Genomic DNA, 20,236 nt, shown 5'->3' with positions numbered 1-20,236 from the left:
GGAAAGCCTTTTATTCCCGTGAAACGCCCGCATAATACGCCTCGAACCGTTTTGTTGCGGCCGTTGTGCGGACGCGAAGCCTGAGGAATACACGCATGCCCATTTACGAGTATCAGTGCAAGGATTGTGGCGAGATCTCCGAGATCCTGCAGAAGATCTCCGATCCGCCAGCCACCACCTGCCCCGAGTGTGGCGCCGAGGCCCTGACCAAGCAGGTCTCTGCCGCCGGTTTTCGCCTGGCGGGGGGCGGCTGGTACGAGACCGACTTCAAGAAGGACGGCAAGCGCAACCTGAAGGATGGTGGTGGTGCTGGCAGCGGTTCCGGCAAGGGCGATTCCGCGGCGTCCGGCAAGTCCGAGGCGACCCCCAAAGCGGCGGCGACCGGCACCTGATCGATGCTGGTCTCCCTGCGCCGCTACCTGATTGCAGGGCTGCTGGTCTGGCTGCCGCTGATCGTCACCGGCTTCATCATCAAGTTGCTGGTGGACCTGCTGGACTTCACCATCCTCCTCCTGCCGCCGGCCTGGCGGCCGGAGGCCTTGCTCGGTTTTTCGATCCCCGGTGCCGGGATCGTGATCGCGATCGTGGTCGTGTTCGTCACCGGCGTGATCGTGGCCAATATCGTCGGGCGCAAGCTGGTCTCGCTGGGCGAGTCCATCGTGCACCGTATCCCGCTGGTCAGTTCGATCTACGGGGCGGTCAAGAAGGTGACCGAGACGGTGCTGGCCGATGGCGGCCAGGCCTTTCGCAAGGTGATGCTGGTCGAGTATCCGCGCCGGGGGCTGTGGTCGGTTGGCTTCATGACCGGTGTCGGGGCCGGCGAGGTACAGGACCGTACCGAGCGCGAGGTGATCACCGTGTTCGTCCCCACCACGCCCAACCCCACCTCCGGCTTCGTGCTGCTGGTCCCGCGCGAGGAGGCGATCGAGCTCGACATGACGGTGGAGGACGGGCTCAAGTTCGTGATGTCCATGGGCGTGGTCACGCCGTTGTCGAGCCCCGCCGAGGCCCCGGCTCCGGTTGCGCGAGAGCAGGGCAAATCGTAAGATTTCCGGCCTTTTCGCGGGCGCAGGCGCGAAGTTTGCCCCGTTTTCCCGACTAACCGTGCAGGCCCTTTCGGGCGTGCCCTTCGGCTGGAACAGCGCAATGCGAACTCATCTGTGTGGACGTGTCACCGAGAACGAACTCGACTCGGAGGTGACCCTTTGCGGCTGGGTGAATCGCCGGCGTGACCACGGGGGCGTGATCTTCGTCGATCTGCGCGACCACACAGGCCGGGTGCAGGTGGTGTTCGACCCCGACCGCGAGGACGTATTCGCCCGCGCCGAGCAGCTGCGCAGCGAGTTCGTGATTCGTATGACCGGCCGCGTGCGCCGCCGCCCCGAGGGCACCGAGAATCCCGACCTGTCCACCGGCGCGGTGGAGATCCTGGGCCTGGAGCTCGAGGTCCTGAACGCCGCCAAGACCCCGCCGTTCCCGCTGGACGACGAGGACGTCGGCGAGGACACCCGCCTGCGCTATCGCTACGTGGACCTGCGCCGTCCGGTGATGCAGGAGCGCCTGCGCCTGCGCGCGAAGGTCTCCGCGGCCATGCGCCGCTTCCTCGAGGAACGCGATTTCCTCGACCTCGAGACCCCGATGCTGACCAAGGCCACGCCGGAGGGCGCGCGCGACTACCTGGTGCCCAGCCGCACGCATCCGGGCAGCTTCTTTGCCCTGCCGCAGTCGCCGCAGCTGTTCAAGCAGCTGCTGATGATGTCCGGCATGGACCGCTACTACCAGATCACCCGCTGCTTCCGCGACGAGGACCTGCGCGCCGATCGCCAGCCGGAGTTCACCCAGCTGGACATGGAGATGGCCTTTGTCGACGAGGCCGACGTGATGGACGTGACCGAGGGCCTGATCCGTCACCTGTTCCGCGAGGTGCAGGGTGTCGAGCTGCCCGACCCGTTCCCGCGCATGGCCTACGCCGAGGCGATGGCCCGCTTCGGCTCGGACAAGCCCGATCTGCGCATCCCGCTGGAGTTCACCGAACTGACCGATGTGATGCAGGCGGTGGAGTTCAAGGTCTTCAACGGCCCGGCGAACGACCCCGAGGGCCGCGTGGCCGCGCTGCGCGTGCCGGGCGGGGCCAAGCTCACACGCAAGGAGATCGACGTCTACACCGAGTACGTCGGCCGCTACGGCGCGAAGGGCTTGGCCTACATCAAGGTCAACGACCCGGCGGATCTCGCGGGCGGGCTGCAGTCGCCGATCCTGAAATTCCTGCCGGAGGACGTGACCCGGCAGATACTCGAGAAGACCGCGGCCGCCGCCGGCGACCTGATCTTCTTCGGTGCTGACAAGGCCTCGGTGGTCAACGAGGCAATCGGTGCGCTGCGCGTGAAGCTCGGCCACGACCTGGACCTGGTCGAGGCGGGCTGGCAGCCGCTGTGGGTGGTCGACTTCCCCATGTTCGAGTACGACGACGAGGACAAGCGCCTGTACGCCCTGCACCACCCGTTTACCGCCCCGGCGGTGGACAGCCCGGAGGCGCTGCGCAGCAACCCGCGCGAGGCCCTGTCTCGCGCCTACGACATGGTGCTCAACGGCACCGAGGTGGGCGGTGGCTCCATCCGTATCCACAACCCCGAGATGCAACGGGCCGCGTTCGAGGCCCTGGGCATTGGCGAGGACGAGGCGCGCGAGAAGTTCGGCTTCCTGCTGGATGCGCTGGAGTTCGGTGCCCCGCCGCACGGCGGCCTGGCCTTCGGCCTGGACCGCCTGGTGATGCTGATGAGCGGCGCCCACTCCATCCGCGACGTGATGGCCTTCCCCAAGACCCAGACGGCCGCCTGCCTGCTGACCGACGCCCCGGCGCCGGTCGGCGAGAAGCAGCTGCGCGAGCTGGGCATCCGCCTGCGCGCCAGCGCCACCCAGCAGGCCGGGTAGGCGCCTGCCCGCCGTGGCCGGTATGCGCGCCAGCGTGGTCACGGTCCATGGCTGGCATATGCCGGGCCTGGAGCTGGCGCTGCTGGAACGCCGGCTGCGCGCGGGCGGGCTGGAGGTCCATCGCTTCCACTACGCCTCGCGCCGCCAGACCCCGGAACAGGCGGCACGCGCCCTGGCCAATTTCGTAGAGAAAGTCCCCGGCGACCTGGTGCACCTGGTGGCCCACAGCCTCGGCGGCATTATCGTGCGCCATCTGTTCACCGTGGCCCCGGTCCAGCGCCCCGGGCGCATCGTGATGCTGGGCTCGCCGCTGGCGGGCAGCCGGGTGGCCGCGCGCCTGGCGCGCAACCGGCTCGGTCGCTGGTGGCTGGGGGCGGCGCTGGACCGCGGTCTGCTGGGCGGCAGTCCAATCCTGCGCGGGCGCGAGATCGGGATGATCGCTGGCAGCCGCCCGCTGGGCCCGGCGCCGCTGTTCGCGCAGATGCCGTCCCCGCATGATGGCTTCGTTGCCGTTGACGAGACGCGCGGCCCGGATGTCACGCGTCACCTGACGCTGCCGGTCTCGCATACGGGGATGCTGTTCGATGCCACGGTAGCCCGGGAGACGCTGCACTTCCTTGATCGCGGTGACTTCCTTCCCTGAGCGGCCCCGTTCAGTGTCTCCCTCAGTCGACGCCCCGTCGGGTCTCCAGCAGGTCTTCGATCTGACGCCGCCATTGTGGCTCCAGTCGGCTGGCATGCCAGTCGCCAACATCGGGGCCGGGCGGTCGCTCACCGCTCAGCCATGCGCCCAGGTGCGCGGCCAGTGCCTCGGTATCACCGGCGGGGTAGCGGCAGTTGGTCGGGTATTGCTCGGGGTATACCAGGGCATCGGGCGCCAGCGGCAGTACGCCCGCGCGGGTGGCCTCCAGTAGCGAAAGGCCCTGAAACTCGTGGCGTGCGGTGCTGACCACGATCCCCGCCCGGCACAGCCACTCTTCGTATTCCTCGCGCGAGCACTTGGCGTCCACAACGATGCGGTCCGCCAGTTCTGCGCGCAGTCGGGCGAGGGGTTCCGGAGGGCTGACGGGCCGAGGGCCGAGCAGGGCCAGTCGGAAATCGATCCCCTTGCGGGCCAGTTGCAGCATGGCTTCGGCGAAGTCGTCCGGGGCCTTGTCGTATTCCCAGCGGTGGTTCCACAGGATCAGGTTCGGGTCACGTTCTGTGTGGTCGGTGCTCGTGATGGCCTGGATGGGTACGGGCAGGATCTCGCTGCGCTCGGCGAGCGTCGTGCGCACACCCGGGGGTACCTGGTCCGGCATGCCTGCGAGCAGGCGGTCGACGCCATCAAGAAAGGTATCGCGGTTGTAGCGCGAGTTGAACGCGATGCGCTCGGCCGCCAGGGCGCCGTAGAGCTGCACCATCTGCGGGTCCACCGAGGGGTTCTGGCCGGGGCTGGTCGGGTAGGCGAACTGGTTCTCGTGGAAGTAGTACAGCGCGGGTGTTTGCGCGAGCGCCGGGTGGAGGCCGCGCAGTGTGGCGAGGTCGACCATCGAGGTTGCCACGAGGACATCGGGGCGGGCGTCGCCGAGGGTCTCGAGCCAGGACAGCGGGTTGCCCCGGATGCGCCAGCGGAAGTGGCGGCCCGGCAGTTCCCGACGATCCCAGTCGAACTCGGGGAATTGCCGGGTCAGCCAGTCGGCCCAGGTCGCATGGCTGTCCGCACGGTAGGCGGACAGCAGCAGGATGCGGGGTGCCGCGGGCTGCACACCTACGGGGCCTGGTCCGGCGGGAAGTCGGGCGAGGGGCGGTTCAGATGGTAGCCCTGGACCATGTCGACGCCCAGATCGGCCAGCATCGCCAGGGTGTCGCCGTCTTCCACGCATTCGGCCACGGTCCATTTTTCCAGCCCGCGGGCGACATCTACCATCGCGCGGATGAATGCCTGGTTGTCGCGGTTGTTCGGCAGATCACGCACAAACATGCCGTCGATCTTGAGCACCTGTACACCCAGGTACTTGAGGTAGGCGAAGGTGGAGAAGCCCGACCCAAAGTCATCCAGGCACACCAGGCAGCCGGCCTGCTGCAACGCCTCGATGAAGCGCTGCGCATCCTGCATCTCGGAGACGGCCGCGGTCTCGGTCAGTTCGATGATCAGCCGCCGGGGGTCGACACCCTGCTGGCTCAGCTGGCTGGTGATATATTGCGGCAGCCCGGGCTCGTCGAAGCTGCGCCCGGAGATGTTGATCGCGATCCCCGGGAGTTCAGGGTGGCGGGCCAGGCGCGCGATGCTCTCGCGGATCACCCAGCGGTCGATATCGAGGATCTGCCCGGTCTTCTCGGCCACGGGGATGAACTGCCCCGGCATCACCACCTCGTCGGGTGCCAGCGGGTCGCGCATGCGGACCAGGGCCTCCATGTGATTGAGCGCACCGCTATCCAGGTGGTAGATCCCCTGGAAATGCAGTTCGAACTGCCCGCCCTCCAGTGCGTTGCCAATACGCTGGCTCCAGCTCATCCGCTCGAGCATGCGTTCGGCGGTATTGCGGCTGGCATCGAATACGGCCCAGGTATTCTTGCCCGAGTCCTTGGCCTGGTACATCGCGGCATCGGCATGGGCCACCAGGTCTTCGACGTTGTCCCCGTGCTCGGGGTAGCGGGCGATGCCGATACTCGCGGTCAGGCGGTAATTCTGTCCGCGGAAGCGGAACGGGATCGCGGAGATCGCGCGTGCCACGCGTTCAGCCAGCCCTTCGGGTTCCCGTTCGGATGCCTGGTCGACCAGGATCGCAAACTCGTCGCCGCCAAGGCGGGCAAAGATCTCTTCCTCGCGCACCAGGCTTGCGATTTCGCCTGCCGCGCGCACCAGGACGGTGTCTCCGGCGCGGTGGCCGAAGGTGTCGTTGATGGTCTTGAATTCGTCGAGATCGAAATAGATCAGGGCCAGGTGGGTCTCGCGGCGACGGGCGGTGTGGATTGCCTGTTCCAGCTGGCGCTGGAAGCGATGGCGGTTGTACAGGCCCGTGAGCGGGTCGTGCTCGGCCAGATAGACCAGCTGCTGGGCGGTCTGGCGCTCGTGAGTGACGTCCTCGTACAGCCACAGTCGGCCAATGGAACGCTCGTCGGCATCGTGCACCGGGTAGGAGAGCTGCGTCAGGATCCGGCCATCGTAAAGGTCGACCTCGAAGCGTTCGCTGATCTCGTGGGTGTCGAGGACGTGCAGCACATGCCGTGAGGCATGGTCGGGCCGGGCAAAGCGATGGGTGGAATGTTCCAGCACGGCACGCGAGGGCTGTCCGACGAGGTCGACCTCGTCGGCGATCGCCCACATGCGGCGAAATGCCGGGTTCACGTACTCGATGGACCCCTGACGATCCTCGAACAGAATGCCGATGCTCATGGCCGACAGCAGCGAGGCCATGCGCCCCTGCTCGCGCCGCGTGAGTTCCAGCAGCCGCGCCTGCTCGTCGCGCGAGGTCTCCAGACTCTCCAGTGCCTCCAGCAGGGCTTCTTCATTGCGCTTGCGCTGGCTGATGTCGTGCACGATGGCGACATAGCGCGGGCGTTCACCCCGGGGGGCGACTAGCTGCAGCGAGATGTGTACAGGGATCAGGTGTCCGTCGACATGCTGGTGCGTGGTCTCGAACAGCAACTGGTCACGCTCCCCTCGCCGCAGGGGCTCCAGCATGCTGCGAAAACGGGTCTCGGGGAACTCCGGCTTGATGTCGTACGGGTGCAGCTGCAGCAATTCGTTGCGAGTACGACCGGTCTGGTCCATCGCGCCCTGGTTGACATAGATGAACTGCAGGCTGTCCACGTCAAACAGGAAGACACCATCCAGCGTCAGGTCCAGCGTGCTGCGAAAGGCCTCGAGCTCCTCGCTGCGGCGTTCGAGTTCGCGGGATGTGGTGACCAGCTCGTGGGCGTCGATCACGTGACCCTGAAGATAGATGAGCCGCCCATGTGCGTCGTAGACGCCGGCACCGCGTTCGAAGACCCAGCGCACGGATTGATCCCTGGCTATGGCGCGGTACTGGATTTGATAAGTCCCGTCGCGCTGAAGTCCCTTCTGCACGCCCTCCCATATGGAGTCGGAATCCTCCGGGTGGACCCAGCTCGCCAGGGTGATCTTCCCGCTATAGAAATCCGCGGCGTTGTAGCCGGTCAATTCGCGGACCCCGCCATCGATGAAGATCACGTCCCACTGAGGGTTGTTGCGGCAACGGTAGACAAAGCCATTGACCGTTTCCAGCACCCGTAGGAGGTCGTCGCTGTGCTGCGCGCCGATGGTGCGCGCTAGGCTGATCAGCGCCAGGGTGAAGAGCACCGCGGTCCCGGTGCGCAGGGCCTGGATCGGCACCCCGGTCGCGGCCAGGAAATCGCCCTGCGTGGGCAGCCATGCGGGGAGGCCGAAATCTACCTGCGCCGGGAAAGGCAGAAATACGGCATAGGCCAGAAACGCGAAGGCTGCGATCCCCAGCGCCGGGATATGCCGCTGCATCTCCGGCTGTGCCCCGGGGGAACGAACGTGCAGCAGGAATGCGAACCCTGCGAGGAGTGCGCCGGGGAATCCGATCAGGTAGCGGGCACCATTGGCGAGCCCGGTTGCCGGGTCAGCGGTGACCAGGAGTATCGCGCTCAGGCCGATGGCGAGAGTCCCGTACACGCCCCAGGCCGGCAGGTGCAGGCCGGGGCGTATGTCGAGCAGCGCGCGTCGACCAAACTCCAGCAGGGGCAGATAGGAGACCGCCAGCCAGGCCGTCATGAACCAGCGATCGGAGAGTACGCCCAGCTCGTGATGCAGGCCGATCGCGTTGAGGAAACCATAGGTCCCGTGCAGCAGACCGAACGGCACCAGCCACCCGACATGAGCGGCGAAAGGCACAAACCGTTCGCGGCGCGGCAGCATCAGCGCCACGATGCCTAGGGTGAAGAACGCGAGCCCGTTGAGCGCGTACAGCAGCGACAGTGGCGTGGTTTCCAGGCCCACTAGTTAGAGAGGGGCTCTGTTCGGGGGACGATGTTGCACGGGGGTGGGGCCAATGATCGGCGGGGATTGGACACGCGGAAGTCCTTTAAGGAAAGACTGATCAATGTACACGCTCGCGCTCGAGTCGCTTTTGCGTGCGAACAAGGCGCGGTGACTGCCGTGCAGTCATTCTGCACAAGGGAGCCGCAACGCCGTGCGCATGCAAAAGCGGCCGAGCCCCTTCGGGGTTGGCACCCCAGGTTCTCCGATCCTGCGTTGCGCCGCTTGCAGGTAGAACCTCTACCCGCTGCACGACGCGCCTTGTCTCGGAAAACCTGGGGTACCAACGCGAGCGTGTACATTGGTCAGTGTTTCCTTAGGACGGCTCATCGTCCGATAACGTCCAGAAGGCCAAAAATTTGAGGCGCTGCGGCGTAAGCGTGACCGGTTTGTGACCCCGTCTGCAAGTCGGGCCGTTCAATTGCGGGGGCAGAAACGCGAACACCGCCCGGAGGCGGTGTTCACAGGTGCCCTCAGGCGGTGTGGCGATCAGCCGCCACGGACATGGGCATCGCACCATCCGTCGGCGTTGACCAGGACGTCCTGGAAGGCCTGGTGGTGGCAGCCACCCCAGCCGTCTTCTTCTTCACCCGCCCAGAAGGCGCAGTTTTCGCACACGGCACCGTCTTCGTAGGCGTCGTGGTCGGATGCGTCGGAGGCGTCGTTCACGTAGTCATGGGCGTGGCCGTCTTCGGCTTTGGGCTTGGCGTAGGCAACGCCGAAGGTGGTCAGGCTCGCGAGCGGGACGGCCGCCACCGCCATGGAGGCGCGGCGGAGAAAGGCTCGACGGTTCGCGTTCGGTTGATCGGACATGGAGTGACCTCCGTAAATCATTTGAATTTATTCTGAAGCCGATCCGGGGTACGCGGGGTACCGGCGAATCAGTCCATTTGAGTACGGGACTGGGCGGGTGTTCCCGGAAAATTTCGCCGTGGGTCGGCTTCGCCCCGGAAGATGCATCGGCGTCACGGAAAATTCCATTGCGCTCGTATTCCGTCGCTGAGCGTTCCGTTCAGGTTCCCGGGTGCCGATCGATGATCTAGGATTCGAGTCATGCCGTCGGCCGGTGGCGATACGGGAATCGGCCCGGTGGCAAGTCCTGGATGGAAAGACGCGGAGGTGGGCTATGTTGAAGAGTCATTCGTTCTGGGTGGTGCTGGCGGCGGGTACCGTTGCGCTGGCGACTACCGGCATCGCGCAGGCACAGGAGCGGGGTCCCCAGCCAAGCCTGGCCGTAATGGCCGGTTCGGTTTCGCCCGACCCCTCCGGCACCAGCTCGGACTGGGGCTATGGCATCGAGTTCGGTCACAACTGCCGTTTGTTGCAGCCAACGGTCGGGGTGCTCCGGCATAATCTCAGCGTCAGCCGCTACAGCGAGGATCCGCTGCGTATGACCAGCGCCGAACTCAACAGCCACTGGATGTTTGATGCGACGCCGAACCTGCAGATCGGTTTTGGCCCCGGGCTGGGTTATGTGCGCGCCAAGCTGGGTGACGAAACCAACGGCGTCTGGGCGGCGCAGGTGGGGGCCAGCCTGAAGTACAACATGGACAACCGCATGTTTCTCGGGCTGGAGGCGCGCCACCAGTTCACCGAAAGCGATCGTTTTCGCAATGGACGCGAAGACGTGGACAACTTCCGCGTGATGGCCAAGGTGGGCATGAATTTCTAGGCCACCTGGCAGGCTTGGGACAAACCCCGCGGCCAGGCTTGCCGGTCGCGGGGTCTTCGCCGAGGATGGGGGATCATATCTCGTCATCGATACGGCATGGACGAATCGCAAAACGCGCAGGCCTCGAAGACCGACCCCACCGCCTGGCATGCCCTGAAGCCCGATGTCGCCCTGAGCGAGTGCGACAGTCGCCGTGAGGGGCTGTCTGCCGAGGCGGCCCGGGAACGCCTGGACCAGTACGGCAGCAACCAGTTGCGCCCGCCGGAGCAGGCGAGCCTGATCCGGCGTTTCTTTCGCCACTTCCACAACATCCTGATCTACATTCTCCTGGCCGCCGCGGCCGGTACGGCCCTGCTCGGCCACTGGGTCGACACCGGCGTGATCCTGGCCGTGGTCCTGATCAACACGCTGATCGGCTTTGTCCAGGAGGGCAAGGCGGAGAAGGCACTGGACGCGATCCGCAAGATGCTCTCGCCGCGCGCGTTGGCGCTACGTGATGGTCATCGGCGCGAGGTGCCGGCCGAGGAGTTGGTCCCGGGGGATATCGTCTATCTCCAGGCGGGCGACCGCGTACCGGCGGACCTGCGCCTGCTGGAGGTCAAAAATCTGCGGATCGAGGAGGCGGTGCTGACCGGGGAGTCGGTCGCGGTGGAGAAATACCCCGAAGCCGTGGCTCGCGAGGCGGATCTGGGGGACCGAACCTGTATGGCCTTCTCCGGCACGCTGGTCGCCTTCGGGCGCGGGCATGGCGTGGTGGTGGCCACTGGCGAATACACCGAGATCGGTCGCATCTCGTCGATGCTGGGCGAGGTCGAAAGCCTGCAGACGCCGCTGGTCCGCCAGATGGAGCAGTTCGGCCGCTGGCTGGCGGGCGTGGTCGTGGTCATCTCCGCCGCGACGTTTGCCTTCGGCTACTGGGTGCGTAGCTACCCGCTGGACGAGATGTTCCTGGCGGCGGCCAGTCTGGCAGTCTCGTCCATCCCCGAGGGCCTGCCGGCAATCATGACGATTGCACTGGCGATCGGTGTGCAGAAGATGGCACGACGCAACGCGATCATCCGTCGCCTGCCGGCAGTGGAGACCCTGGGCTCGGTCTCCACGATCTGCTCCGACAAAACTGGCACGCTGACCCGCAACGAGATGACGGTGCAGACCGTGCGCACGGCGGGCGAAGAATACGGCGTCTCAGGCGTTGGCTATGCCCCGCAGGGCGATTTCTCCGTGGACCAGCAGGATGTGGAGGCCGACGAGCAGCCGGCACTGATGGAGGTTCTGCGTGCGGGCCTTCTGTGCAACGACGCCCAGGTATTCGAGCGCGAGGGCGAGTGGGTGATGGAGGGCGACCCGACCGAGGGGGCGCTGGTGGTGGCCGCGCGCAAGGCGGGGCTCGACCCGCACCTGGAGGCGGAGCGCTTGCCGCGTACCGATGTGATCCCCTTCGAGTCCGATCATCGCTATATGGCGACCCTGCATCATGATCACGACGGGCATGCACGGATCTTCCTGAAGGGGGCCCCGGAACGGGTGCTGGAGCTGTGCGATCAGGTGCGTACGGGCGAGGGTGTCGATGACCTCGACCGTAAGGCCTGGCACCAGGCGATGGAGGCCATCGCTGCCCGCGGCCAGCGTCTGCTGGCCATTGCGAGTCGCGAGGTGCCGCCCGATCAGCGCGAACTGAATTTCGATCATGTCGACGAGGGCGGGTTTGCGCTGCTCGCCCTAGTCGGGATTATCGACCCGCCGCGGGAAGAGGCGATTCAGGCCGTGGTCGAGTGCCGGGAGGCGGGCATCCGAGTGAAGATGATCACCGGTGATCATCTGGCGACCGCGAGGGCCATTGGCGAGCAGCTGGGGCTGGGGCGCGATGCCGAGGCGCACGCCGGGCACGAGCTGGATGATGTGGACGACGACCGCCTGGCGCAGATGGCCGAGGCCACCGACGTGTTCGCACGCACATCGCCCGAGCACAAGCTGCGCCTGGTCCAGGCCCTGCAGGGCCGCGGCCGGATTGTCGCCATGACCGGGGACGGGGTGAATGATGCCCCGGCGCTGAAGCGCGCGGACGTCGGGGTCGCGATGGGCGGCAAGGGGACCGAAGCGGCGAAGGAGGCCTCGGAGATGGTGCTGGCGGACGACAACTTCGCCTCGATTGCCCATGCGGTCGAGGAGGGGCGCACCGTCTACGACAACATCCGCAAGGCCATCCTGCACATGCTGCCGACCAACGCCGGGCAGTCACTGACTATCATGATGGCGATCCTGATGGGGCTGGCCCTGCCGCTGACACCGGTGCAGGTGCTGTGGGTGAATATGGTGACCTCGGTGACCCTGGCGATGGCGCTGGCCTTCGAGCGCGCCGAGCCCGGGGTCATGCAGCGTCCACCGCGTGATCCGGATCAGCCGCTGTTGTCCGGGTTCCTGTTGTGGCGTATCCCGTTCGTTGCGGTCCTGTTGTGGCTCGGGACCTTCGGACATTTCGTCTACATGGAGACGTTTGTCGGCGTCAGCGACGAGCTGGCACGGACTGTCGCAATCAACACCCTGGTGGCCGGGCAGGCCTTCTATCTGCTGAACCTGCGCCTGATCCACCAGCCGGTGCTGCCGGGGCTGGAGCTGTTTCGCTCGCACAGCATGTGGATTGCGATCGGTGTCCTGATCCTGCTCCAGCTGGCGTTCACCTATGCCCCGGTGATGCACACCCTGTTCGGGACGACCACGATCGGCCTGGGCGACTGGCTGCGCATCCTGGCCTTCGGCCTTGCAGTGTTCGTGGTCGTGGAGCTGGAAAAACTGGTTGTGCGACAGGTGCTGGCCCGCCGTCGGGGGGTTGCCCCGACGGCGGTGTAGCTCCATTGCCCCTTCCTGCCCGGGCAGTGACCTCAGGTGGTGACTAGCGGGAGCTGGTCGGCGGCCAGAAGTTCGCCGGCCCGGTCGGCGGGTACCGGGCGGGAGTAGTAGTAGCCCTGGGCGCGGGTGCACCCCAGGGCGCGCAGCGTGGCCGCGTGGGTATTGCTCTCGACGCCCTCGGCCACCGCCTCCAGCCCGAGGTTGCGCGCCATATTGATCACGGTCTGCACCAGGCGCTGGCTGTATTCGTCGCGGTCCAGCCCGGCCACGAAGGCGCGATCGATCTTCAGGATGTCCAGCGGCAGGCGGTGTAGATAACTGAGCGACGAGTAGCCTGTGCCAAAGTCATCCATTGCCAGGCTGACACCCAGGGCCTTCAGGCCCCTCAAGGTGGCGATCAGCTCGTCGAGGTTGCCCAGCGTCGCGGTCTCGGTGATCTCCAGGCGCAGTTGTTCTGGCGGGGTGTCGGTACCGCACAGGATCGTGGCGACCTCGTCTACCAGTTCGGGGCGGGTGAGCTGCCGTGCGGAGAGGTTGGTGCTGATCGTCAGCGGCGGGCCGCTGCGTTGGGCATTCCAGGCCTGTAGCTGGGAGCACGCCGTGTACAGTACCTGCATGTCGATCAGGTGGACCAGCCCGGCATCCTCCGCGATCGGGATGAAGCGATCCGGGGGCAGGAGTTCGCCTTCCCGTTCCCAGCGCACCAGGGCCTCGAACCCGGTAATGCGATTGTCCGCCAGGGACATGATCGGCTGGTAGTGCACGACAAAGGCATTGCGCTCGACCGATTCGCGCAGGCTGGTTTCCAGGCGCAGGCTCTCGAGTGCCTGCGTCTGCATGCCCGGGTCGCAGAACTCGCAGCGGGCCTTGCCGAGTGACTTGGCGCGATACATCGCCATGTCCGCCTCGCGCATCAGGTCCTCGGCGCAGGTCGGGCCGTCCTGATCGGGGCTGATCACCGGGCAGGCCTGGCCATAGGGGCGCGTGGCGATGCCGATGCTGACCGTGACATAGACGGTCTGGCCGACGATCGAAAAGGGTTCGTGCAGGACGGCCTGCAGGCGCTCGGCGACGCGCAGTGCGTCCACCGGCTCGTGCAGGCCCTCCAGTAGTATGGTGAACTCGTCACCGCCCAGACGAGCCAGTGTGTCGTCCGGTCTTGTGTTCTGGCTGCCCCCAGGCCGCGAGACGGTGTCGTTCTGGCGCAGGGCGGTCAGCAGGCGCTGGCCGACCTGGGACAGCAGCTCGTCGCCGGCCGTATGGCCGAGGCTGTCGTTGACGAGCTTGAAGCGGTCGAGGTCGACGAACAGTACGGCGAACAGCGACTCTGGCTCGCGCGCATAGCGCGCGATCGCGTGCTCCAGACGGTCATGAAAGAGCCGCCGGTTCGGCAGGCCCGTCAGCGGATCATGGGAGGCGTGGTGGATCAGCCGTTCGGCGTGGCGGTTGCGCTCGACCACGCGCCCCAGTTGCACACCGGCCTGCGCCAGCAGGGCCAGCACCTCCGGTTGCTCGGGCGTGGTCTCGGCGGCGAAGAACTCCAGCACGCAGGCCACCTCCTGGCCGACCATGACCGGGAAGGCAAAGCCCGAACACAGGCCGCTCGTGGCCGCCGCCGCGCGCCGGGGGAAATTGGGGTCCTGATCCAGATGCTCGACCCACACCGGGGCACGCTGTTCGAGGACGCGTCCGGGCAGGCCCTGGCCGGACCGGAAGACCGTGTCCTCGGTGGATTCGCGGAAGGCCTCGACGGGGTCGAGGGTCCGCAGGTGCCAGATGCCTGTGGGACCCAGTTCCAGGTCGCTGCTGGACGTCTTGCGCGCGAGGTAGGCGTGGCCGACTGGCCAGTCGAGGAACTCCCCGATCCCGTTCAGGGCCGTGCGCAGAACCTCGGCGATGGAGTCGGACTGGTTGGCCGCGGAGGCGATCGTGTTGAGCAGTTCGATCTGCTGTTGCTTCGCGTAGAGGTCCTGCAGGCGGGTCTCGGCCAGGGATTCGGCATGTTGCCGGGCCTCGCGTTCCTCGTAAATCAGGCCCTCAAGGCGCGCTCGCTCCTCGTCCGGGAGGGCGTCGCTACGGCGGCGATTCATGGGTGGTTTCCGTGTTCGCGGCGACCACTGGCTGCGTCATGCATGGGCTTCCCCGGTCTTCCATACCCTGGGTGTGAACGCGGCGGATCATAACCCGTTTGCGGCTAGTTATCTCGGCAGACGCCGCGACACTCGCAGCTATTCCCGCCTGGGCGCAATTCCCGTGGGGCGGTGCAGGGAGTGCGCGGCCCGGTTGAGCGCTGGTTAGTGATGCTCGTGCCCGGTGGAAGGGGTGCGCGGATCGGATGCATGAGTGACCCAGGGCTCGCCCATCTCTTCCTCCCAGGCCTCCTGAGTCGGGTGGTTCTGGTCGTAGCGGATCCATGCCTCGAAGATCTCGTCCGGCCACTGCGCCTGTATAAAGGCGATGATCGCCTCCACGTCGTCGTAGGACAGGGTGTCCTCGAAGCTGGGCATGGCCCCGCCGCGGGCTTCCGCGCCGTAGCGGATCATGTCCTTGAGCTGCCAGTAGGGGTGATGCCAGGTGTGGGCGCTGCCATCCAGGGGCGGGGGCGGCATGTAGCCGTCCTCATCGCGCTGGCGCCAGTTCTCCGCGCCCTCGCGATTCTCTCCGTGGCATACCGCGCAGTGCTGCATGTACAGCCGTTCGCCGTATTGCAGGGTCTGGTCGTCCCAGTCGCGCTGGTGATGTTCCGGGGTAGTGTCCAGGCCGGGCAGACCGTCGCAACCGACCAGGGCCGCGCTGGCGAGCAGCGCGGCCAGGGTCGGAAAGAACATGATGGGCCGGCGTCCGTGTCGGCTTGGCTTCATTCAACCCCCATTGTGACGAATACCATTTCAGTCCGTCCGTCGGTTCAATCCGTCTGCACGGCCGGATCGTCCGGGTCTGCCGGATTTTCCTGCGTACCCGGTTCGCCTTGCTCGGCCGGCGGGCGATCCCCGCGGACGGCGTCGCGAACGGAGCCCCAGGCCTTGCGCGAGCCATCGCGTACGCCGCCCCAGGCATCGCGGGCGCCTTCACGCACACCCTGCCAGGCACCAGAGGAACGTTCGCGGGTCTCGGCGGACCATTCCGCCAGGTTGTCGCGTTCGCGTACCAGGCCGTCGTAGGCCCGTTCTCGGCGCTCGCGGGTGGCATCGCTCAGGTCATCCCAGCCCTCGCGTGTGCGCTCGCGCAGGGTGGTGAGCTGCTGGTCCATTGCATCCAGGGTTTCGCGGGTGCGCGAGCGGGTCGCCTCGCGGTCGCGTTCGGCATCGGCCTGAATCTCTTCGCGGGTCTGCGCCCAGTCGTCGCGCAGTTCTTCCATCTCGGTTGCGGTTTCGTCCTCGGCGGCCTGCTCCTCGGCCAGCACGAGCGGTGCACTGAGTGCCAGCGCGGCCGCGGCCACCAGGGCGAGTCCTGTCGTGCGGATGTGGTCCATCATCGTATCCCCCGTGGGAATGGGCTTGTGGTCATGTGATGATAAGACGTTCGGGCAGTGGAATTTGTTGCAGTGGATGATGGATTTGCGACGCGAGACACGTGATGGGGTACCAGCCATGATAGACAGACGACTAATCGGGACGCTGCTGCTGGGCGGGCTAATGGTGGGCTGTGCGCCATTCCCGTCGGAGCAAAAGCGAGCGACGGACGTGTTCCAGCCGCAGCCGACCGAGCGCAAGGCGCTGGAGATCCCGGAGCTCGAACCGGCTGCCACGCCGGGGGGCGCGGTGATGGACTGGGTGGAGGCCAGCGGCTGGCGCGAGGGCCTGGGTACGGATTATTCCAGTCTCGAGATCCACCACCAGCGCCGTGAGCGGGCCGAGGTCTTCGTCAAGAACCTGCGCGACGACGCCGTGCGCGATCATGAATACCGGCTGACACTTCGTGAACGCGACGATGGCTGGGCGGTGACCGGGGTGGAACGGCGTGTGATCTGTCGCCGGGGGCTGTCCGGCGACGGGCTTTGTCGCTGATCGCCTGATTCGCGCGCGGCCCGCCGACGGTCAGCGGCGACGCGCCAGGGACAGGCCGTCGCCGATCGGTACCAGCGAGAGGTCAATGCGCTCGTCGCGATGCAGCGCCTGGTTGAAGTCGCGGATGGCCCGGGTGTCCTCGTCATCGCAGTGCCGGTCCGCCACCTGTCCATGCCAGAGGGTGTTGTCCACCATGATCAGTCCGCCCGGGCGCACCAGCCGCAGACAGGCCTCGAAGTACTCCGGGTAACCGGTCTTGTCGGCGTCGATGAACGCAAGATCGAAGCGGCCGCTCTGTCCTTCCGCCTCCAGCTGTTGCAGGTTGGCGCGCGCATCGCCCAGGCGCAGGTCCATGCGCGCGGCCAGACCGGCCCGGTCCCAGTAGCGCCTGGCGATCGCGGTCCAGGCCTCGCTGTGATCCAGGCAGACCACCTCGCCGTCGTCGGGGAGCGCCTGCCCCACCGCCAGCGCGCTGTAGCCGGTAAAGGTGCCGACTTCCAGGTAGCGCCGGGCCCCGACCAGGCGCGCCAGCAGCGCCATGAACTGCCCCTGTTCGGGGGCGATCTGCATGTTGTGCTCCGGCAGTCCCGCGGTCTCGGCGCGCAGCTCCGCCAGCAGGCTGGACTCGCGCAGCGAGCGATCCAGTACATAGGCCTGAAGGGCGTCATCGAGTCCGATCGAACGGTTGGACATCACGGTTCCTTATTCGGGGCCAGCGTCCAGCCAGCGTAGCGGACGCAGGGCGATTTCGAACACCATGGTTCGATGATTGGTGACGGGCGGGCGGGGTGCAAGAGGGCGTGGGTGGATGGGCTCTTTGATCCGACGTGGTTGGCGGCCTGGTTCGCCAGTTTTCCGCCGAGACCGCTACACTGCTCCGCCAGGATCCCTGATGAATAAAACAAGGAGTTCGCAATGACCGGCTACGCATTGGCAAATCTGCTGCATCTACTGGCGGTTGTAGTGTGGGTAGGGGGGATGTTCTTCGCCTACATGTTCCTGCGGCCGGTGGCCGGGCAGCAGCTGGACGGGGTGGTGCGCCTGAAGTTGTGGGAGGGGGTGTTCGCGCGCTTTTTCCCCTGGGTCTGGGTATCCGTAATCCTCCTGCTGGCGAGCGGGCTGTGGATGATCTTTGGCTTCTTCGGCGGGATGGGCAATGTGCATCCCTCGGTGCATGTGATGCTGCTGCTCGGGCTGGTGATGATGGCGATCTTCGCCCATGTGTTCTTTGCCCCGTATCGCCGCATGCGTCAGGCGATCGCGGCGAATGACACCGACGAGGGCCTGCGCCGGCTGGCCCAGATCCGCGTGCTGGTGGGCATCAATACGTTGCTGGGTCTGGCCGTGATCGTGGTGGCCACCGGGGGCCGCCTTCCCTTCTAGGGAGAAGTAGGGCATCTGCTTCCCGGGCCCTCTCCCGGGTGCCAGATCAGGCGAGGGGCTGAGGGCGGCTGGACCAGGACGGCCGCATTCTGGTCGAACGCGACCAGCCAGGGATCCAGATCCGCGGCGCCCATCCCCAGTACGCAATAGCCGGGTTCGTCGGGCCACTGGCCGGTCGGATCGCGGTGGAGGGTGGGCCAGCAGGACCAGCCGGCCTGTTCCAGCTCGCGTGTGATGCGGGCGTGGCGCGCGCGGTTCTCCTGCTCCGGCACGATACGACTGCGCGGATTCCAGGCGGTCAGCAGGCTGGCCTGACTCCAGCCCTCTGTCTGCAGACAGGTCTCAAGGCCACGATCGCGTTCACCGATGCGCAGGACGAACGCCTGCCCCGGGGGCTCGATGCGGTAGTGCGTGGCGGAGTAGGCCCGGGCCAGTTCCGAACTGGCCCCTGGCGCATTGCTCGGTGTCCCGTTACCTCTTGAGTTTGGCGTCATCCCGGGGCACTCTCGCGTGTGGTCGTGTTCACCCACGATCACACAGGGAGACAACATGCGCGTCAAGGATTGGACTCAGCCCTGCCTGGCGGTCGGTGATGACCCGACGATCGCGCGGGTGCGTGATCTCGGGCCCGGAAGGCCGGGGGGCTGATCGTGTCCGTCGATCGCCTGCGTGTCCCGGGAATCACCAGCGTCTTTGCGCTGGTGCTGTTGCTGGTCGCGGCGATCGCAGTGTTCAGCTGGTTGCGGGTGCAACACCTGCAGCAGGACATCCAGACCCTCACCGAAGAACACATCCAGAAGGTGGATCATGTGCATCGCATGCGCAGCCTGGTGCGCGAGCGGGTGCTGCGTGCCTCGCTGGTGGTCAGCGCGGAGGATACCGCGCTGCAGGAGCGCTACTACCGCGAGTTTCGCGAGCTGGCGCCCCGCTTTGTCGAGACATTGGCGGCCGCCGAGTCCCAGGCCGACCGCCCCGCGGACCGTCAACGCATGCAGGAGTTGCGGGAGCTGACCTCGGTGGGGGCCCCGCTGCTGGAAGATATTGTCGACATCGCCCTGGTCGGGGACCGCAACGAGGCCCTGGGGATGCTGTACGCCGACCTGATGCCGGTCCAGGAGGAGGTGCTGGACCAGATGGAGCGCATCCTGGAGGCTTTCCACCGGGACAACGCGCGGGCGATCGAGGCGATGGCCCAGCGCCACGAACAAAGCCAGGAATGGATGCTTTGGGCGACCGTGCTGGCGGCCGTTTTGATTGTGCTGCTCGGGGCGCGCGTACGCTATCGCCTGCGGCGCAACCATCAGGCCTTGCAGGACGAGTTGCGCGAGCGTATGCGGGTGGAGGCCCGCCTGCGCGAGACCCAGGGCGGGCTGGAGGCCGCGGTGGCCCGCCGCACGGCGGAGCTTGAGGAAACCACTGCACGCCTGGAAGAGGCGCAGCGCAGCGCCGGCGCGGGGTTCTGGGACTGGGACATCCGCAATGGTCAGCTGAACTGGTCCGCCCATGTGTTCGAGCTGTTCGGGCTGGACCCCAGGGCGGACGAGGCGGGCTTCGAATCCTACATCCATGCGGTGCATCCGGATGATCGCACCCGTGTGCGCCGCACCATTAACCAGGCCCTGGCCAGTGAGGCGGTCTATCGTGTCGATCATCGGGTCGTGCGGCCGGATGGCGGCGTGCGCCATGTGCGCGTGGAAGGCGAGATCGCCCGTGACGATACCGGTCGCCCCCTGCAGGTCCTGGGGATGGTGCGGGATGTCACCCTGGAGAAGGCCTCGGAGGAGCGCCTTTGGCATCAGGCCCATCACGACTCGCTGACCGGGCTGGCCAATCGCAGTCTCTTTCAGGAACACCTGCGCCATGCCCTGCGCCGCGCCCAGCGCAACAACACGGGACTGGCCCTGGTGGTCTGTGATCTGGACGGCTTCAAGCCGATCAATGACCGGCTGGGCCATGACGCGGGCGATGTGGTGCTGGTGACGGTGGCCGGGCGTCTGCGCGAGGGGGTGCGCGAGTGCGATGTGGTGGCCCGCATGGGGGGCGACGAGTTTGTGATCCTGCTGGAGAACATGGACGACCCGGATGCCCTGCTCGGGGTCGGTCTGAAGCTGATCGAACGCTTTGCCGAGCCCATCGAGGTCAATCGCGAGGCCGTGCAGGTGGGCTTGAGCATGGGGGCGGCCCTGTACCCGCATGACAGTGCCGATGCGGAGGGGCTGATGCTGCAGGCGGATCGTGCGATGTATGCGGCCAAGGAGGCCGGGGGCGGCGGGATCGTGCTGTACGAGCAGGTCGATGCCAGCCGCGCCAGCCGGTCGCACACACGCCATCGGCGGCGCGGGCCGCTGGGCTGCGGCCTTGGTCTGGAAGGCCCGTAGCCCGTCCTGG

General features: G+C 66.5%; 17 protein-coding genes. 9 read left to right on the top strand and 8 right to left on the bottom strand.

All coding sequences use genetic code 11. The features are described 5' to 3' along the window. Window positions 1–95: 95 nt before the first annotated feature. From F579_RS0106575 to F579_RS0106560, 4 genes are all read left to right on the top strand, one after another. Window positions 96–392 carry an FmdB family zinc ribbon protein gene (locus F579_RS0106575; RefSeq protein ID WP_019023897.1) on the top strand — a complete coding sequence of 99 codons (297 nt, stop codon included), beginning with the start codon at window positions 96–98 and terminating at the stop codon, window positions 390–392. 3 nt (window positions 393–395) lie between these two features. After that, window positions 396–1,046 carry a DUF502 domain-containing protein gene (locus F579_RS0106570; RefSeq protein ID WP_019023898.1) on the top strand — a complete coding sequence of 217 codons (651 nt, stop codon included), beginning with the start codon at window positions 396–398 and terminating at the stop codon, window positions 1,044–1,046. A 100-nt stretch (window positions 1,047–1,146) separates the two neighbouring features. Then, window positions 1,147–2,931, top strand: a complete 1,785-nt coding sequence (gene aspS / locus F579_RS0106565) for an aspartate--tRNA ligase (RefSeq protein ID WP_019023899.1) — start codon at window positions 1,147–1,149, stop codon at window positions 2,929–2,931. A 13-nt stretch (window positions 2,932–2,944) separates the two neighbouring features. Beyond that, window positions 2,945–3,574, top strand: a complete 630-nt coding sequence (locus tag F579_RS0106560; RefSeq protein WP_026301011.1) for a triacylglycerol lipase — start codon at window positions 2,945–2,947, stop codon at window positions 3,572–3,574. A gap of 22 nt (window positions 3,575–3,596) precedes the next feature. On the opposite strand, the gene F579_RS0106555 is transcribed toward F579_RS0106560, so the two are convergent. The 3 genes from F579_RS0106555 to F579_RS0106545 all read right to left on the bottom strand — a co-directional run bounded on the left by F579_RS0106555 (window position 3,597) and on the right by F579_RS0106545 (window position 8,752). Then, on the bottom strand, window positions 3,597–4,679 hold the full coding sequence (locus F579_RS0106555; RefSeq protein WP_019023901.1) for a DUF3524 domain-containing protein: 1,083 nt from the start codon (window positions 4,677–4,679) through the stop codon (window positions 3,597–3,599). A 2-nt stretch (window positions 4,680–4,681) separates the two neighbouring features. Beyond that, the gene (locus F579_RS0106550) at window positions 4,682–7,900 is read right to left on the bottom strand and encodes an EAL domain-containing protein (RefSeq protein ID WP_019023902.1); all 3,219 of its coding nucleotides are present in this window, start codon (window positions 7,898–7,900) and stop codon (window positions 4,682–4,684) included. Between the two features lie 528 nt (window positions 7,901–8,428). After that, on the bottom strand, window positions 8,429–8,752 hold the full coding sequence (locus F579_RS0106545; protein ID WP_019023903.1) for a high-potential iron-sulfur protein: 324 nt from the start codon (window positions 8,750–8,752) through the stop codon (window positions 8,429–8,431). Window positions 8,753–9,065: 313 nt separating this feature from the next. Between F579_RS0106545 and F579_RS0106540 the strand changes: the two genes are divergently transcribed. Together F579_RS0106540 and F579_RS0106535 are read left to right on the top strand one after the other, a co-directional pair. Continuing rightward, window positions 9,066–9,611 carry an outer membrane beta-barrel protein gene (locus F579_RS0106540; protein ID WP_019023904.1) on the top strand — a complete coding sequence of 182 codons (546 nt, stop codon included), beginning with the start codon at window positions 9,066–9,068 and terminating at the stop codon, window positions 9,609–9,611. Between the two features lie 96 nt (window positions 9,612–9,707). Next, a complete protein-coding gene (locus F579_RS0106535) occupies window positions 9,708–12,458 on the top strand; it encodes a cation-transporting P-type ATPase (protein ID WP_019023905.1) in 2,751 nt (916 codons plus the stop codon). 32 nt (window positions 12,459–12,490) lie between these two features. On the opposite strand, the gene F579_RS0106530 is transcribed toward F579_RS0106535, so the two are convergent. The 3 genes from F579_RS0106530 to F579_RS0106520 form a co-directional block, all read right to left on the bottom strand. Continuing rightward, window positions 12,491–14,548: a bifunctional diguanylate cyclase/phosphodiesterase gene (locus F579_RS0106530; protein WP_019023906.1), complete on the bottom strand. Its 2,058-nt coding sequence runs from the start codon at window positions 14,546–14,548 to the stop codon at window positions 12,491–12,493. A 204-nt stretch (window positions 14,549–14,752) separates the two neighbouring features. Then, a complete protein-coding gene (locus F579_RS0106525) occupies window positions 14,753–15,286 on the bottom strand; it encodes a cytochrome c (RefSeq protein ID WP_019023907.1) in 534 nt (177 codons plus the stop codon). Window positions 15,287–15,363: 77 nt separating this feature from the next. Beyond that, window positions 15,364–15,933 carry a hypothetical protein gene (locus F579_RS0106520; protein WP_019023908.1) on the bottom strand — a complete coding sequence of 190 codons (570 nt, stop codon included), beginning with the start codon at window positions 15,931–15,933 and terminating at the stop codon, window positions 15,364–15,366. A gap of 115 nt (window positions 15,934–16,048) precedes the next feature. Between F579_RS0106520 and F579_RS14625 the strand changes: the two genes are divergently transcribed. Next, the gene (locus tag F579_RS14625; protein WP_038029777.1) at window positions 16,049–16,465 is read left to right on the top strand and encodes a hypothetical protein; all 417 of its coding nucleotides are present in this window, start codon (window positions 16,049–16,051) and stop codon (window positions 16,463–16,465) included. Between the two features lie 30 nt (window positions 16,466–16,495). Here F579_RS14625 and F579_RS0106510 read toward each other — a convergent pair whose 3' ends face one another. Then, window positions 16,496–17,158: an O-methyltransferase gene (locus tag F579_RS0106510; protein WP_019023910.1), complete on the bottom strand. Its 663-nt coding sequence runs from the start codon at window positions 17,156–17,158 to the stop codon at window positions 16,496–16,498. A gap of 222 nt (window positions 17,159–17,380) precedes the next feature. Between F579_RS0106510 and F579_RS0106505 the strand changes: the two genes are divergently transcribed. Then, window positions 17,381–17,848, top strand: coding sequence for a CopD family protein (locus F579_RS0106505; RefSeq protein ID WP_019023911.1), 468 nt, complete (start codon window positions 17,381–17,383; stop codon window positions 17,846–17,848). Here F579_RS0106505 and F579_RS0106500 read toward each other — a convergent pair. Beyond that, window positions 17,845–18,342, bottom strand: a complete 498-nt coding sequence (locus tag F579_RS0106500; protein ID WP_019023912.1) for a DUF3293 domain-containing protein — start codon at window positions 18,340–18,342, stop codon at window positions 17,845–17,847. The two genes, F579_RS0106505 and F579_RS0106500, sit on opposite strands and share 4 nt — an antisense overlap. Before the next feature lie 156 nt (window positions 18,343–18,498). Between F579_RS0106500 and F579_RS0106495 the strand changes: the two genes are divergently transcribed. Beyond that, complete coding sequence (locus tag F579_RS0106495; RefSeq protein ID WP_019023913.1) at window positions 18,499–20,226, top strand: diguanylate cyclase domain-containing protein; 1,728 nt, start codon at window positions 18,499–18,501, stop codon at window positions 20,224–20,226. The last annotated feature ends 10 nt before the right edge of the window (window positions 20,227–20,236 follow it).

It is taken from the genome of Thioalkalivibrio sp. ALJ21 (assembly GCF_000378605.1).
Lineage (GTDB): Bacteria > Pseudomonadota > Gammaproteobacteria > Ectothiorhodospirales > Ectothiorhodospiraceae > Thioalkalivibrio.
This window is presented reverse-complemented; position numbering and strand designations above follow the sequence as displayed.

What these genes read in the sequence shown, in the direction of transcription:
- F579_RS0106520 (WP_019023908.1), bottom strand. Translation starts at nt 15,933, where the DNA reads ATGATGGACCACATCCGCACGACAGGACTCGCCCTGGTGGCCGCGGCC.
- F579_RS0106535 (WP_019023905.1), top strand. Translation starts at nt 9,708, where the DNA reads ATGGACGAATCGCAAAACGCGCAGGCCTCGAAGACCGACCCCACCGCC.
- aspS (WP_019023899.1), top strand. Translation starts at nt 1,147, where the DNA reads ATGCGAACTCATCTGTGTGGACGTGTCACCGAGAACGAACTCGACTCG.
- F579_RS0106530 (WP_019023906.1), bottom strand. Translation starts at nt 14,548, where the DNA reads ATGAATCGCCGCCGTAGCGACGCCCTCCCGGACGAGGAGCGAGCGCGC.
- F579_RS0106545 (WP_019023903.1), bottom strand. Translation starts at nt 8,752, where the DNA reads ATGTCCGATCAACCGAACGCGAACCGTCGAGCCTTTCTCCGCCGCGCC.
- F579_RS0106500 (WP_019023912.1), bottom strand. Translation starts at nt 18,342, where the DNA reads ATGACGCCAAACTCAAGAGGTAACGGGACACCGAGCAATGCGCCAGGG.
- F579_RS0106525 (WP_019023907.1), bottom strand. Translation starts at nt 15,286, where the DNA reads ATGTTCTTTCCGACCCTGGCCGCGCTGCTCGCCAGCGCGGCCCTGGTC.
- F579_RS0106510 (WP_019023910.1), bottom strand. Translation starts at nt 17,158, where the DNA reads ATGTCCAACCGTTCGATCGGACTCGATGACGCCCTTCAGGCCTATGTA.
- F579_RS0106540 (WP_019023904.1), top strand. Translation starts at nt 9,066, where the DNA reads ATGTTGAAGAGTCATTCGTTCTGGGTGGTGCTGGCGGCGGGTACCGTT.
- F579_RS0106570 (WP_019023898.1), top strand. Translation starts at nt 396, where the DNA reads ATGCTGGTCTCCCTGCGCCGCTACCTGATTGCAGGGCTGCTGGTCTGG.
- F579_RS14625 (WP_038029777.1), top strand. Translation starts at nt 16,049, where the DNA reads ATGATAGACAGACGACTAATCGGGACGCTGCTGCTGGGCGGGCTAATG.
- F579_RS0106505 (WP_019023911.1), top strand. Translation starts at nt 17,381, where the DNA reads ATGACCGGCTACGCATTGGCAAATCTGCTGCATCTACTGGCGGTTGTA.
- F579_RS0106575 (WP_019023897.1), top strand. Translation starts at nt 96, where the DNA reads ATGCCCATTTACGAGTATCAGTGCAAGGATTGTGGCGAGATCTCCGAG.